Origin of the sequence: Streptomyces sp. RK9 (genome assembly GCF_045070545.1) — a bacterium.
GTDB lineage: Bacteria > Actinomycetota > Actinomycetes > Streptomycetales > Streptomycetaceae > Streptomyces > Streptomyces alboflavus.
In genome coordinates, this window is record NZ_CP173703.1 from 92015 (window position 1) to 104931 (window position 12917).

Genomic DNA, 12917 nt, shown 5'->3' on the forward strand with positions numbered 1-12917 from the left:
CAGTCCTTCGGATGCCTCCTGCCGGTGGGCAGGCACTACGCCAACGGCCTCGGACGCCACCGAAGCCAGTAGTCGGGCCCCTCGACTCGGTAGCGGACGTCGACACCGGCAACGAACCGCAGCTCACTCACGAGCCGACGGGCGCCGTCCGGCGCCACGCGGTGCGGCGCCAACAGCAGCTCCAGCTCGTCATAGCGGGCGTCGACCCCGCCGTGGCCCGGATGGCTCTCCTGTCCGACCTCGCCCGCCTCACGGCGCTCGTACCACCTGGCGTAGATCGCCCACTGCTCGCGCTCCAGCTCCGCCACCGCCTCGCTTGCGGGCCAGACCTGATACTCACCGACTTCATGGCTGTGGTCGTGGACGTGCATCTCGAAGTAGTGAGGCTTCCCGCCTATGTCAGCAAGGCCGGCCCACGGTTCGCCGTTCCACTCCGACTCGGAGTACACACGCTCGAAGCCGTCCGCGATCAACTGCTCTTCGCCCCATGTCTCAGCCATGCACGCAAGCTACGGTATGGGACTGCGCACTTGACCGATCAGCTCACCGCATCACAGGCGCAGGCGCGGCAGACAGGCGTAGAACTCGCCGTCTGTCGCGCAGCAGCGACGGCCGGTGGCGGGCTCGACGCCCTGCACGCCGACCCTGGCGTCCTCAGTATCGCTGGAGGTCGATCTCGCGGCTCGTAGTCCCAGCTGAGCCAGCGTTCCCTCCATGGATTCGGCATGCCTGTTCACGCTCTCGTCGCTGCGGCACAACAGATCGCCCCTCCTCCTTGGCCGAGGAGTGGTGCGCTCTGATGGTCGGCAGGGCGGTCGTGAACCGACTTGACCTCAAGTCATGTTCAAGCACCAGCCTGCGAGGATGACTCCCACCGACTGGATCAGCCACAACGCTCACCCCCTCGCCACCGGCCCCGACCCCGACGCACCGCTCGACGACCTGGAGCCCCTGCTCGCCGTGGTCGAAGGCGCTTCGGTCGTGGGCGGTGGCGACGGCAGCCGTGCGGCGCACGAGGTGACCGTGCTGCAGGCCCGCATGGCTCGCCTTCTGGTGACCCGCGCCGGCTTTCGTACGCTGGCCTTCGACGGTGGTCGCGAACTCGGCGAGGCCCTGGACACCTTCGTACGCACCGGTACCGGCGATCCCCGCAAGCTGCTGCGCGAGAGCGAGCCGTTCTGGAACGTCGCCCCCTTCCTCCACCTGATCCAGTGGGTCCGGGAGCGGAACCGCGCACACGCGGGCGACGAAGTGCGCGTTCTCGGGGCCGACATGGGAGCTGACGCCGTAGCCGCCTGGGGAACCCTGCCGCCACCACCCGACGACCCGCACAACATGGCCGCCCTGGAGCGCGGCTTCGCCGAGCGCATCGCCGCCTGGCACGCAGCCACCGGCCACCGCGTCTTCTTCTGGTCCACGACCAGCCACGCCTCCAACGGGCTCCACCGCGCGGTGCACTTCCCCGCGTCCATACCGCGCGGCCAGCGCAACGCGGGCAGCCTGCTGCGTGAGCGGTTCGGATCCGCGTACCGCCCGATCGGCTTCACGTTCGGCCGCGGTCAGATGCGGGCGTACGGGAACGGCGGCGTCCTCCACGTCCCACCGCCCGGGCGCGAACTCGCCGAGCACACCTTGGACACGGCCCGTCCGGACAGCACCGCCTACCTGCTCGACCTGCGCACCACTGCCCCGCCCGAGGTCACCGCCTGGCGGGACGCTCCGGCCCGGACCCGGATGGTCGTCCCCGGCTACGACCCGGAACACCACGCCGAACCCTGCATGACGGGCGGCTCGCTCAAGGAATGGTTCGACGCCCTGGTGCACGTGCACGAGGTGACACCGACGCAACCCCTCCCCTGACCCGGGAGCCTGCAAGAAGCTCTCCAAGCCGCGACTTGGTGACACGTCCAGCGCACTCTCGCCGCAGGCTGACGGGACTCGGAAGGCTCGAGCCGACCGCTCTCACCGGTTCGACGGGGCGCTGTGACGAGCGGGGGGCGGCGAGCAGGGTGGGCGGCAAGGACAGCGAAGACGGTTCACGCGAGGTTTCGTCGGCGCGTGAACGGTTGTTGGGGTGGGCAAGCTCTGACAGTTCCCGTACACGTCAGCTCTGGAGGCGGCGGAGTGTCCACTGTTGAGGAGCGGGTGAAGGGCGTCATCGCCGAGCAGCTGAACGTCAAGCTGGAGGAGGTGACGAACAACGCGTCGTTCGAGGACCTGGGAGCGGATTCCCTGGACCTCGTCGAGCTGGGGACGGCCCTGGAGTTCGAGTTCTCCACGGACATCCCCGATGAGGACGCCGAGAGGATGACCACCGTGCAGGACGTCATCGACTGGTTCGGCGCACACCGGCGGTAGGTCCGGGACGCGACGTGAGCGGTCCGGCATCAGTGCGGGGCCGAGGCCGCTCAGAGGTGGCCGTCCAGGAAGTTCCGTATCTCCGTGACAGTCATCGGCCCCGAGGCGTGCGCCACCGCCTTCCCCTCCTTCAGCAGGACGTAGGAGGGGGCTCCGGTGATCCCGTATCGCTCGGTTGCCGCCGGACAGCGCGTGATGTCGGCGCGTACGGCCGTCAGGCGGCCCGCGCAGTCGTTGGCGATGTCTCCCACGACGAGGTCCATCACCCGGCAGGGCTCGATCGCCTTGGGCCATGTCCCGATGAAGTACGCGAGGACCGGAACTCCGCTCGCCCCGAGGATGAAATCGAACTCCGCGTCCTCACGGGGTCGGTGCACCCGCTTCGCCATCAATACTCCTGACCTCACGTTCCGTCGTTCCCTCCCATGATCCCTGTACGCGTCAGCTGCCCCGAAGCCCCACCGCCAGCGTCAGCTCAAGGACCCGGTGGGGCGACGCCAGATCCGGAAACAGCTCACGCAACTGCGCCATCCGGTACCGGACCGTCTGGGGATGGACGAACAACGCGGCCGCCACCTCGTCCCGCCTGCCCTGGTGCAGCAGCCACGCCCGCAGCGTCTCCTCAAGGCGTCGTGCGGTCCCGACGGGCAAGGTCCGCAAGGGTGCGAGGGCGCGGGCGCGCAGGTCCGCGTACGCGTCCGCGTCCGCGCTCAGCACCAGCTCGGGCAGGTGGTCCTCGGTGTCGCGGATGTCGGAGGAGAGGGTGCGGGCGCGTACGGCTCGTGCGTACGAGGCGGAGGCGCGCGTCCATGGCCGGGCCGGGCCGACCACGGCGGTGCGGTCGGTCAGCTGCCGCAGGAGATGTGATCGGTCGGCGTCGGGGACGAGGAGCACACCGGTGGCGTCCGGCAGGTCGTCGAGGACAAGGGTGTTCGGGTCGAGCGCGCGGTAGGCAGGCCGGGCCTGGTCGGCGGGCAGCAGGACCGCGGTCAGTGAGACCGGGGGCTGCCACCCGGCCCGTTGGACAGAGGCCAGCAGCACGTCCGGGCTCGCGCCGGCGAGGAGGTCGCGGGCCAGGTGTTCCAGGTGGCGTTCCTGGGCCCTGCCCCGGGCGGCCAGTTCGTCGGCGTGGCCCGCGGCGCTCGCGGCGGAGAGCTCGTCGATGTAGGCGAAGGTCAGCTCGGCGAACTTGGCGACCTCGGCGGCGGGCAGACCTGCGGGTACGGCACCCGCCGCCAGGCATCGCCAGGCCACGCGGGCGCCGACGCGGTAGGCGCTGAGCAGGGCGTCCATCGAACGGCCGTCGCGCACCTCGCCGCGGCCCAGCTCGTAGGCCGCGTCACCGGCGTCGCCGCCGGTGGCGTTGCCGCTCGCGAGGTCCAGGTAGTTCCCAAGGGCGGTGCGGACGGCTCGGCGGATGGTGGCGCCCATGCGGCCCGAAAGGGCGTTGGCGTACGAAGGGACCTCGTCGATGATCGCCTGGACGACCTCGTCGGCGGTGGTCCTCAGCGCGGCCCGCAGCGCAGTGACCGTCGTCTCATCCAGGGCCAGCTCACTGGCCCTCCGGATCGCATGACTCACGTTCTTGTTCCCTACGAACAATTCTGTCGACCAGATTCACATCCTGCGGTCAGGACTTTACGCCCTGAGGCGCAGCAAGCTGGGGCCATGACGAGTGCAGCCCTCCGCAGCAGGGCGTGGAATCTGCTGGAGATGGTCACGACGCCGCTGCTGCCGTCGGACTACCTCGACCTGTTCAGCCCCCTGCGTGCGGGCGCCGACCTGCGGGGGCGCATCGAGGCCGTGCGTCCCGAGACGGGTGACACCGCGACCATCGTGATCAGGCCCGGGCGGGGCTGGCGCGGCCACAGGGCGGGGCAGTACGTGCGGATCGGGGTCGACGTGGACGGGGTGCGCCTGTGGCGTGCCTACTCCCTGACCTCGCCGACCGACCGCCGGGACGGCCGCGTCACGATCACCGTGAAGGCGATCCCGGACGGCAAGGTCAGCAACCACCTGGTCCGCAGGGCCAGACCGGGCACGGTGATCCAGCTCGACCAGCCGACCGGCGACTTCGTGCTGCCGCGGACCAAGCCCGCCAAGGTGCTCTACCTGACGGCCGGCAGCGGCATCACGCCCGTGATGGGCATGCTGCGCGACACCGAGTTCGACGACGTCGTCATGGTCCACTGCGCGCCGCGGCCGCAGGACGTGATCTTCCGCAGCGAACTGCACGACCTGGTCGCGGACAAGAAGCTGCGGCTCACCGAGGTGCACACCGACACGGACGGCATGCTCGACATCGCCCGTCTCGACGCGCTCGTGCCCGACTGGGCCGAGCGCGAGACCTGGGCCTGCGGGCCCGCGGGCCTGCTCGACGCCGCCGAAGAGCACTGGAGCGCACACGGCGTCCAGGAGCGCCTGCACACCGAGCGCTTCCGCCCCGGCGTCGTCGTCACCGGCGACGGCGGCGAGGTCACCTTCAGCGCCACCGGCAAGAGCGTCGACGCGGACGGCGCCACACCGCTGCTTGACGTCGGCGAGGAGGCCGGTGTGCTCATGCCCTCCGGGTGCCGCATGGGCATCTGCTTCGGCTGCGTCACGCCGCTCAAGGCGGGCGCCGTCCGTGACCTGCGCACCGGCGAGATCACCGAGGCCGAGCCGGGCGTCCTCATCCAGACCTGCGTGTCCGCCGCGGCGGGCCCCTGCGACATCGAACGGTAGGAACACCTTGACCGCCATCGACCCCACCGCCCACCTGACCTCGGAGCAGATCGAGGAGCTCGGCCGCGAGCTGGACGCGATCCGCGACGAGGTGATCGCCGACCGCGGCGAGAAGGACGCCGCGTACATCCGCAAGGTCATCTCGGCGCAGCGCAAGCTCGAGCTTGCCAGCAGGGGCGTGCTGTTGTTCTCGTCCTTCCCGCCCGCGTGGCTGCTCGGCACCGCGGGTCTGTCCGTGGCGAAGATCATGGACAACATGGAGATCGGCCACAACGTCCTGCACGGCCAGTGGGACTGGATGCGGGACCCGAAGATCCACTCCACCACCTGGGAGTGGGATCACGTCTCGCCGTCCGACCAGTGGAAGCACTCGCACAACGAGCTGCACCACACGTACACGAACGTGATCGGCAAGGACAACGACCTCGGCTACGGCATCATGCGCGTCGACGAGGACCAGAAGTGGCACCCGGTCCACCTCGGCCAGCCGCTGTGGAACTTCCTCAACGCCTGCTTCTTCGAGTACGGCATCGCTGCGTACGACCTGGAGCTCGGCAAGAACCTGCACAAGCGGCGCCGCAGGAACCCGGAGTTCCGCGCGCGGGCCAAGGCCGTGGGCCGCAAGATCCGCAAGCAGGTGCTCAAGGACTACGTGATCCACCCGCTCCTTTCGGGTCCGTCGTTCCTCAGCACGCTCGGCGCCACGTTCACCGCGAACCTGGTCCGCAATGTCTGGTCCCACTCGGTGATCATGTGCGGGCACTTCCCCGAGGGCGTGCAGGTCTTCGAGCGCCGGTCGATCGAGGGCGAGACGCGCGGCCAGTGGTACCTGCGCCAGATGATGGGTTCGGCGAACATCAGCGGCAGCAAGGCCATGCACTTCATGACCGGCAACCTGTCGCACCAGATCGAGCACCACCTGTTCCCGGACCTGCCGAGCAACCGGTACGCCGAGGTCGCGGTGAAGGTGCGCGCCCTGTTCGAGAAGTACGAACTGGAGTACGTCACCGGGCCGCTGCCCAAGCAGGTGTTCTCCGCGTGGCGCAAGGTCTTCCGGCTGTCGCTGCCGAACAAGACGCCCCACGTCAAGGTGCCCGACCGCGAGCAGGTGCTCGTCGCGGCCTGACTCCCGGTGCCGGTGTCGAGGTGCGGGGCGGCCGGGCTGATCGCGCTCGTCGGCACGGTTCGGTCCGCCCTGCTCAGCGCAGTTGCTCGGCCAGTCCGACGATGATGCCCTCGGGGCCGCGGACGTAGCAGAGCAGATAGCTGTCCTCGAACCGGGCGATCTCGCCGACGAGTTCGGCGCCGTGGGGGCGCAGGCGGGCCACGGTGTCCTCGAGGTCGTCGACGGCGAACATGACGCGGTGCGTGCCCAGGATGTTGTGCGGCCGGTTGCGCGGCCCGTCGCTGATCACCGCGGGGCTGTGGTACTTCGCCAGTTCGAGGCGGCTGTGACCGTCCGGGGTGCGGACCATCGCGATGTCGCAGCGGACGCCGTCGAGTCCGGTGCACTGGTCGGCGACAGGTCCCTCGGCGACCGCCCTGCCCTCGAGCTCCATTCCGATTTCCACGAAGAACGCGATGGCGGCGTCCATGTCCTCGACGACGATGCCGACGTTGTCCATCCGCTGAATCGCCATGCCTGCTTCTCCTTCGTCCTCGTGCGGCCGGTGGTGGCCGCTGTGCCCCTGGGACGGAGCCGGTGACCCGTTCTCGACACCCGCGGACCGCCGAACCCCAAAAGATCTGGAGAACCGGCCGGACGCACGGCACACGGCGCGTCCGCCGACCGTAGCGCGGCGGCGATTTCATCGTTGACAGGTATGGCTAATGACATTAGCTTATGGCTAACGAGATTAGCCGGATGAGAGGGATGCCATGAGCGAGTACCTGGCGGTCGACGGCGGCACGATCGCCTACGAGGTGCAGGGGTCCGGCCCGCTGATCGTCCTCGCGCACGGCATCGGCGACAGCCGCGCCGCGTACCGCACTGTCGTCCCGCCGCTGGTGGCCGCGGGCTATCGGGTCGCCACGGTCGATCTGCGGGGCTGCGGCGAGTCCAGCGTCGGCTGGCCGGCCTGGAGCCGCACCGCCATCGCCGGTGACCTGCTCGCCGTGATCCGCCACCTGGGCGGCCCGGCCGTGCTCGTCGGCCACTCGGTCTCCGGCGGCGCCGCCACCATCGCCGCGGCGCAGGAGCCCGCGCTGATCACCGAGGTCGTCGAGTTGGCGCCGTTCACCCGCAAGCAGTCGATCCGCTGGGGCGACCTGCGGGTCAAGCGATTCCGGCAGGGCATGCTGCGGCTGCTCGGCGCGGGCGCGTTCGGCAGCCGCTCCCTCTGGCGCTCGTACCTCGACGCGGCCTACCCCGGCGTGAAGCCTGCCGACTGGGCCGAGCGGCTCGGCCGCATCGACTCCCTGCTGCGGGAGCCGGGCCGGATGAAGGCCATGCAGGGCATGGGCCGCAGCGCCCCGACCGACGCCGGCGCGCACCTCGGCAACGTCCGCTGCCCGGTCCTGGTCGTGATGGGCACGCTCGACCCCGACTGGGCCGACCCGCACGCCGAGGGGTCGGCGATCGTCGATGCCCTGCCGACCGGCCTCGGTCGCCTCGAGATGGTCGAGGGTGCCGGGCACTACCCGCACGACCAGTTCCCCGACCAGGTGGTTTCGCTCATGCTCGGCTTCCTCCGCCCGGACGCCGCCCGTGCCTAGGGCCGGCCTGGACCCGACGGCCGTGGTCGCGGCCGGTGCCGCCCTCGCCGACGAGGTCGGCCTCGCCGACCTGACGATGGGGCTGCTGGCCGAGCGGCTGGGCGTACGTACCCCGTCCCTGTACAAGCACGTGGGCGGCCAGAAGGACCTCAACCGGCGCATCGCGGCCCTGGCGCTGAACGAGGCCGCCGACGCCGTCGGCGGCGCGGTCCAGGGGTACGCGGGCCGCGACGCCCTGGCGGCCGCCGCGCGCGCCTTCCGCGCGTTCATCCTGGAGCACCCCGGCCGGTACGCCGCCACGGTCGGCGTGGAACCCGACGGCCCGGACGATCCCCTGTCCACCGCCGGCCAGCGGCTGCTCGGCGCGTTCACGGCGGTCCTGCGCGGCTACGAGATCCAAGAGCCCGACGTGGACCACGCCCTGCGCACGCTCCGCAGCCTCTGCCACGGCTTCGCCACCTTGCAGGTGGCGAACGGCTTCCAGATGAGCGCCGACATCGACGAGAGCTTCGAGTGGCTGATCGCCTTCACCGACCGGGGGCTGCGCGCGCTCTCCCGCCCGAGCTCCGGCGAGGCACCTTAGGCCCTCACTGTCGGCTTCCGTTCGACTCCTTGACCAAGGCGTCGTGTGCATGTTCAGCCGTACCGGCAGCACCCGACAGGGCCGCCGCACCCCCGTGGCGGCGGCCCTGTCCCGGCTCAGCGCAGCCGCGTCGCGACGTACGCCTCGATGGCGGCCCGCTGGTACGCGGCCAGGCCCGGCGCGATCGACTCGTACGCCGCGCGCCAGTGCTCGTTCTCCACACAGCAACGCCCGATCGCGAGGTACTCCTCGGCGGTGGCCGCCCGGCACTGGGCCAACGTCCGGTACTGGGCGTCGATCTCGGCCTGCACCGCGTCGGCGTCGGCGGGCCGGCCGGTGGCGAGCAGGTCGGCCAGCCGGATCATCTGCGCCGTGCGCTCGCGCTCGTCGGCCTCGATCTCGACCTCGCTCAATGCCGCGGTGCGCCGCTCGACGGCCCCGACCAGCTCCGGGAAACCGCTCAGGACCTTCATGCACTGGGTGGACCGGATGCCCTCGAACAGGTTCTCCGGCCGGCTGATGCTGATCATGTCTGTGCCGTCCTTCCTGGACTGCTCCAGTTCGGTGATCGTGCGCGCGACGGTGCCGGCCAGGGCATCCAGCCGGTCGCGCTCGGCGAGCAGCCGACGGTGATGGCCCCGCAGGGCTTCCACCTCGTCGACCTGCGCGGCCAGGATCCGGCTTATCTCGGGCAGCCCCAGGCCCAGCTCCCGCAGCACGAGAACCTGCTGCAGCCGCAGCAGTTGGCGCTCCTCGTAGTAGCGGTGGCCGTTGGCCCCGATCCAGGCCGGTGGCAGCAGTCCGACGTCGTCGTAGTGCCGTAGGGTCCGGGCGGTCACACCCGACATCCGGGCGACCTCCGCGATCGGCCAGGCCATCGCCGCCTCCCGCACGCGTGCTTCACCGGGCCGGAATCTCCGGCCCTGCTCAGGACGGTAGAGGCTGCCGCTGCGGCAGCCTCAAGCCCGGCGCTCAGCTTGACGCGCGCCTGTCGGCGGCCACCAGGTCGGCTGCGAGCACGGCCTCTAGTCGGTGGTGCGGGTCGGGTAGACCTGGACGTCGGTGTACGCGCCCTTGATCGCGCCCGCGCCCTCGGGCCAGGCCAGGGGCACGCTCCGCGTCTCGTTCGGGGGCGTCACCTCGATGTCGGGTGGTCGAACCCCGGTTGACCATGGCGCAGCGTCCGTGGGGTTCAGCGCGTCGGTGTCCGCCGCTCCGGCCTCGGGCCAGGACACGCCTGCCTGCTGCCGGATGGCGGACGCGGGCTCCGGCCAGGAGTGGCGACCGGTCACGCCGGGCTTCCGTGACGCCCGACTACTCCTCCCCGAGCTTCGCCCGCGCCCACTCGGCCCAGTCCCGGTGCATGGCCTCGAAGCGGAGGCCCCATTCGAGCGCCAACGCGCCGTAGACCGACAGCGCGTCGTCGCTCCAGTCGGTCCGGTCGCGCACCTCGCGCAGTTCTTCGTGCCGCAGGGTGGCCGCCTCCGCGACGCGGCCCAGGAACTCGCGGGCCTCCGCCGGGCTGACGGCGTTGAGAAAGAACACGCGCAGGATCAGGTCGTCGCGCCGGGGGCGCGGTGCCACGTCGATCATCCAGTGCCGCAACTCGGCGCGGCCGTCCTCGGTGATCTCGTAGACCTTCCGGCCCCGCGGGCCCTCCTCGGCCACCGTGATCAATCCCGCGTCGGCGAGCTTGCCCAGCTCTCCGTAGACCTGGCTCTGGGTGGCCGACCACGCATGGCGAAGCGAGTGGTCGAACTTCTGCATCAGGTCCCAGCCGCTGCCGGGCTCCTCGGACAGCAGGCCGAGAACGGCATGTCGAAGGCTCATGCGCGAACTCTACCTTCCACAGTTGACAGGTCGATGCCAGACCTTCTACTTTTGACATGTCAACATTGACACGTCAGGAGGTCCCATGGGTACGACCACCTTCCATCTCCAGGGGAACTACGCCCCCGTCCATGACGAGCTGACCGCCTACGACCTGCCTGTCACCGGGGCGATACCGCCCGAGCTGAACGGCTGGTACCTGCGCAACGGGCCGAACCCGCGCGAGGAGTCCGCGCATTGGTTCGTCGGCGACGGGATGATCCACGGGGTCCGGCTGGAGAACGGGCGGGCCGCCTGGTACCGCAACCGCTGGGTCCGCACCCGCAGCTTCGAGGACCCGACGGTCCAGGAGTACCGGGAGGACGGCACGGCGGACCGGACGGCTTCGCTGGCGAACACGCACGTCGTGAACCACGCCGGGAAGACCCTCGCGCTCGTCGAGAGCGCGCTGCCGTACGAGGTGACGCACGAACTCGAGACCGTCGGGCCCCATGACTTCAACGGCAAGCTCACCACGGCGATGACCGCGCACCCGAAGATCTGCCCCGAGACCGGCGAGCTGCACTTCTTCGGCTACGACTGGCAGGAGCCGTATCTGACCTACCACCGTGCGGACGCACGCGGCGAGTTAATGCTGTCGCAGACGATCGACGTGCAAGGCCCCACGATGATGCACGACTTCGCGATCACCAGCCGGCATGTGGTGTTCCTGGAACTGCCGATGGTGTTCTCCCCCGGCCCTGGCATGCCCTACGAATGGGACGAGGGCTTCCAGGCGCGCATCGGCGTCCTGCACCGCCACACCCCGCACGCCCGGGTGCGCTGGTTCCCGATCGACCCGTGCGTCGTGCTCCACACCCTCAACGCGCACGAGGCGGGCGACTCGATCGTGCTGCACGCCGTACGGCATCCCCGGCTGTCGTGGAACGAGGCCTTGGAGTCGCCCTCGGTCCTGTGGCGATGGACGATCGACCTGCGCACCGGAAGCGTCCGCGAGGACCAGATCGACGACCGCCCGGTCGAGTTCCCGCGCATCGACGACCGCTTCGCAGGCCTGGACGTCCGCTACGGCCACGTCACCGGACGCGGCGCGATCGTCCGCTACGACCTCCACGCGGGCGGTTCGACCGCCTTCGAGCCCGGCGAGGGGTATCGGCCCTCCGAGGCCGTCTTCGCGCCTCCGAACTGGCTCATCGCCTACGTCTACGACCGTGCACGCGACGGAAGCGATCTGGTGATCCTCGACGCCACTGACCTACGGAAAGCGGTGGCGACGGTGCACCTGCCCGCACGCGTGCCGGAAGGGTTCCATGGCAACTGGATCGTGGACTGAGACTCCGGCGGGGGCAGACGGTGATCATTCGCTGGCATTGTCGGATGCGAAGTCTGAAGCGACATCTGAAGCGACGTCTGAAGCGACATCGTGCGCCTGGCCGGCCAGGACAACGCGTCCCGCAGGTCGCGGCGTCGAAGGTCGGTGGTGGGCCTCCGTCTCGGCGTCTGCGTGAGCGTGAGCGTGCTCGATGCAATCGGGAGGCGGCAGGGGCAGGGGATGCGGAACACTTCGCCGGGTGATCGTGATGCAGCCCGTCCTGGAGATGTACACACCTGACGGCTTCGACCTCTGGCCCGTCGCGGAGGTCGAGCCGTTCGACTTCCTGCCTCTCAGCGGCGGGCTCTCACCCGCTGAGGTCGGGTCGGCGGTGATGCGTATCGCCAGTTGCAACGACGCCGTCCCCGACGGCGACGGCCCGCCTCGCCCCGTCGACGCACTCGGCTCGTTCCTCCACGGACTGCTGAACCACGACCCTCTCTTCGCGGCCGGCGGCCTGCGGGTCACCGACACCTCCACCGACGCCGTCTTCCTCCCCGGCTGCTGCGACGGGCTGGAGGACTGGCGTGACTGGTACCAATTCCTCGACGGCGGCAGCCTGCTCGGATTCGGTCACGACCCCTCGTCACCGGTCGCGGAGCGCTTCGGCGACACCCTCCGGCTCACGGTCAACGCCGACCAGAGCGACAGTCCGGTGATCGAGCTGTCCCTCGCCGAGCTCCGCCACCTGCTCGCCGGTGCCGAGCGCGACCTCGCCGACTTCCTCACGCTGGCGGCCGACTGGGCCTCCAGACACCTGCCTGGCCACCGCGCTCCCGTCACAGCCGCCCTCGCCCGCGCCCTCGACCTTGCCCCGCGAACTGAACCGCGACCGGACAGCAGTTGAGCTACGGCTCGTGGGTGGATGACAAGCTGGGACGGGGCGAGAGCTCTGGCGTACACGGCCCTCCGCGCCCCGGAGTCGGGCGCCCACACGCCGGTGACTGACAGTGCTCGATCGCATACGTTGAGTCTCCTTGCGGGTCGCGCTCGGCGACCCCGACCGTCAGGAGGACCGCTCATGCGTCGTATCGCCCTCGCCCTCAGCTCCGTCGTCGCGGCCGGAACGCTGACCCTGGCGGTGCCGGGCACCGCGCTCGCGGCCGAGGGGTCACTGGTCGTCGGCGGCGTCGAGTACGTCGACCCCAGCGGCTGCTACGACTCGGACAGTTGGCCGCTCACCGTCGACAACTACACCGACACCCCCGCCCTGGTCTTCGGCGAGGCGAACTGCGGTGGCGTGCCCATCGAGTTCGTCGACTCCGGGGCGTCCACGATCTCCGAGTTCGGCGCGAGCGTATACATCCCCTGAGCACCGCCTGAAGAGACACCGCG

At 70.2% G+C, this 12917-nt stretch carries 16 protein-coding genes; 9 read left to right on the forward strand and 7 right to left on the reverse strand.

Annotated features, from left to right (window positions below; all coding sequences use genetic code 11):
• Nucleotides 1–35: 35 nt before the first annotated feature.
• The gene (locus AB6L24_RS00435) at nt 36–500 is read right to left on the reverse strand and encodes a hypothetical protein (protein ID WP_405650666.1); all 465 of its coding nucleotides are present in this window, start codon (nt 498–500) and stop codon (nt 36–38) included.
• A gap of 364 nt (nt 501–864) precedes the next feature.
• On the opposite strand from AB6L24_RS00435, the gene AB6L24_RS00440 reads away from it, so the two are divergent.
• Both AB6L24_RS00440 and acpP read left to right on the forward strand, forming a co-directional pair.
• Nucleotides 865–1860, forward strand: a complete 996-nt coding sequence (locus AB6L24_RS00440) for an erythromycin esterase family protein (protein ID WP_405650669.1) — start codon at nt 865–867, stop codon at nt 1858–1860.
• A gap of 264 nt (nt 1861–2124) precedes the next feature.
• A complete protein-coding gene (acpP, locus tag AB6L24_RS00445; RefSeq protein WP_405650671.1) occupies nt 2125–2358 on the forward strand; it encodes an acyl carrier protein in 234 nt (77 codons plus the stop codon).
• 50 nt (nt 2359–2408) lie between these two features.
• Here the strand turns inward: acpP and AB6L24_RS00450 are convergent, their stop codons facing one another.
• The gene (locus AB6L24_RS00450; RefSeq protein WP_405650673.1) at nt 2409–2747 is read right to left on the reverse strand and encodes a thioredoxin family protein; all 339 of its coding nucleotides are present in this window, start codon (nt 2745–2747) and stop codon (nt 2409–2411) included.
• Between the two features lie 52 nt (nt 2748–2799).
• A complete protein-coding gene (locus AB6L24_RS00455; protein ID WP_405650675.1) occupies nt 2800–3939 on the reverse strand; it encodes a PucR family transcriptional regulator in 1140 nt (379 codons plus the stop codon).
• Between the two features lie 87 nt (nt 3940–4026).
• Between AB6L24_RS00455 and AB6L24_RS00460 the strand changes: the two genes are divergently transcribed.
• Both AB6L24_RS00460 and AB6L24_RS00465 read left to right on the forward strand, forming a co-directional pair.
• Complete coding sequence (locus AB6L24_RS00460; protein WP_405650678.1) at nt 4027–5082, forward strand: ferredoxin reductase; 1056 nt, start codon at nt 4027–4029, stop codon at nt 5080–5082.
• A gap of 7 nt (nt 5083–5089) precedes the next feature.
• The gene (locus AB6L24_RS00465) at nt 5090–6208 is read left to right on the forward strand and encodes a fatty acid desaturase family protein (RefSeq protein ID WP_405650681.1); all 1119 of its coding nucleotides are present in this window, start codon (nt 5090–5092) and stop codon (nt 6206–6208) included.
• Nucleotides 6209–6281: 73 nt separating this feature from the next.
• On the opposite strand, the gene AB6L24_RS00470 is transcribed toward AB6L24_RS00465, so the two are convergent.
• A complete protein-coding gene (locus AB6L24_RS00470; protein ID WP_405650683.1) occupies nt 6282–6722 on the reverse strand; it encodes a VOC family protein in 441 nt (146 codons plus the stop codon).
• Between the two features lie 238 nt (nt 6723–6960).
• Here AB6L24_RS00470 and AB6L24_RS00475 point away from each other — a divergent pair, with 238 nt between their 5' ends.
• Together AB6L24_RS00475 and AB6L24_RS00480 are read left to right on the forward strand one after the other, a co-directional pair.
• A complete protein-coding gene (locus AB6L24_RS00475; RefSeq protein ID WP_405650685.1) occupies nt 6961–7797 on the forward strand; it encodes an alpha/beta fold hydrolase in 837 nt (278 codons plus the stop codon).
• Nucleotides 7798–7819: 22 nt separating this feature from the next.
• Nucleotides 7820–8380 (forward strand): TetR/AcrR family transcriptional regulator, encoded by a 561-nt coding sequence (locus AB6L24_RS00480; RefSeq protein WP_405656987.1) that lies wholly within the window; start codon nt 7820–7822, stop codon nt 8378–8380.
• A gap of 116 nt (nt 8381–8496) precedes the next feature.
• Here the strand turns inward: AB6L24_RS00480 and AB6L24_RS00485 are convergent, their stop codons facing one another.
• The 3 genes from AB6L24_RS00485 to AB6L24_RS00495 all read right to left on the reverse strand — a co-directional run bounded on the left by AB6L24_RS00485 (nt 8497) and on the right by AB6L24_RS00495 (nt 10210).
• Nucleotides 8497–9258, reverse strand: a complete 762-nt coding sequence (locus tag AB6L24_RS00485; protein ID WP_405650688.1) for a MerR family transcriptional regulator — start codon at nt 9256–9258, stop codon at nt 8497–8499.
• Nucleotides 9259–9405: 147 nt separating this feature from the next.
• Nucleotides 9406–9672, reverse strand: coding sequence for a hypothetical protein (locus AB6L24_RS00490; protein WP_405650690.1), 267 nt, complete (start codon nt 9670–9672; stop codon nt 9406–9408).
• A gap of 22 nt (nt 9673–9694) precedes the next feature.
• Entirely contained in the window at nt 9695–10210 is a 516-nt protein-coding gene (locus tag AB6L24_RS00495; RefSeq protein WP_405650692.1) for a PadR family transcriptional regulator, read from the reverse strand.
• An 85-nt stretch (nt 10211–10295) separates the two neighbouring features.
• Between AB6L24_RS00495 and AB6L24_RS00500 the strand changes: the two genes are divergently transcribed.
• From AB6L24_RS00500 to AB6L24_RS00510, 3 genes are all read left to right on the forward strand, one after another.
• Entirely contained in the window at nt 10296–11543 is a 1248-nt protein-coding gene (locus AB6L24_RS00500) for a carotenoid oxygenase family protein (protein ID WP_405650694.1), read from the forward strand.
• Between the two features lie 238 nt (nt 11544–11781).
• Nucleotides 11782–12429 (forward strand): hypothetical protein, encoded by a 648-nt coding sequence (locus AB6L24_RS00505; RefSeq protein ID WP_405650696.1) that lies wholly within the window; start codon nt 11782–11784, stop codon nt 12427–12429.
• Between the two features lie 174 nt (nt 12430–12603).
• Nucleotides 12604–12894: a hypothetical protein gene (locus AB6L24_RS00510; protein ID WP_405650698.1), complete on the forward strand. Its 291-nt coding sequence runs from the start codon at nt 12604–12606 to the stop codon at nt 12892–12894.
• Nucleotides 12895–12917: the final 23 nt, after the last annotated feature.

Excerpts from the sequence above, each read along its gene's own strand:
- AB6L24_RS00485 (WP_405650688.1), bottom strand. The coding sequence starts at position 9,258 with ATGGCCTGGCCGATCGCGGAGGTCGCCCGGATGTCGGGTGTGACCGCC.
- AB6L24_RS00510 (WP_405650698.1), top strand. The coding sequence starts at position 12,604 with ATGCGTCGTATCGCCCTCGCCCTCAGCTCCGTCGTCGCGGCCGGAACG.
- AB6L24_RS00450 (WP_405650673.1), bottom strand. The coding sequence starts at position 2,747 with ATGGCGAAGCGGGTGCACCGACCCCGTGAGGACGCGGAGTTCGATTTC.
- AB6L24_RS00500 (WP_405650694.1), top strand. The coding sequence starts at position 10,296 with ATGGGTACGACCACCTTCCATCTCCAGGGGAACTACGCCCCCGTCCAT.
- AB6L24_RS00495 (WP_405650692.1), bottom strand. The coding sequence starts at position 10,210 with ATGAGCCTTCGACATGCCGTTCTCGGCCTGCTGTCCGAGGAGCCCGGC.
- AB6L24_RS00460 (WP_405650678.1), top strand. The coding sequence starts at position 4,027 with ATGACGAGTGCAGCCCTCCGCAGCAGGGCGTGGAATCTGCTGGAGATG.
- AB6L24_RS00435 (WP_405650666.1), bottom strand. The coding sequence starts at position 500 with ATGGCTGAGACATGGGGCGAAGAGCAGTTGATCGCGGACGGCTTCGAG.
- AB6L24_RS00440 (WP_405650669.1), top strand. The coding sequence starts at position 865 with ATGACTCCCACCGACTGGATCAGCCACAACGCTCACCCCCTCGCCACC.
- AB6L24_RS00470 (WP_405650683.1), bottom strand. The coding sequence starts at position 6,722 with ATGGCGATTCAGCGGATGGACAACGTCGGCATCGTCGTCGAGGACATG.
- AB6L24_RS00475 (WP_405650685.1), top strand. The coding sequence starts at position 6,961 with ATGAGCGAGTACCTGGCGGTCGACGGCGGCACGATCGCCTACGAGGTG.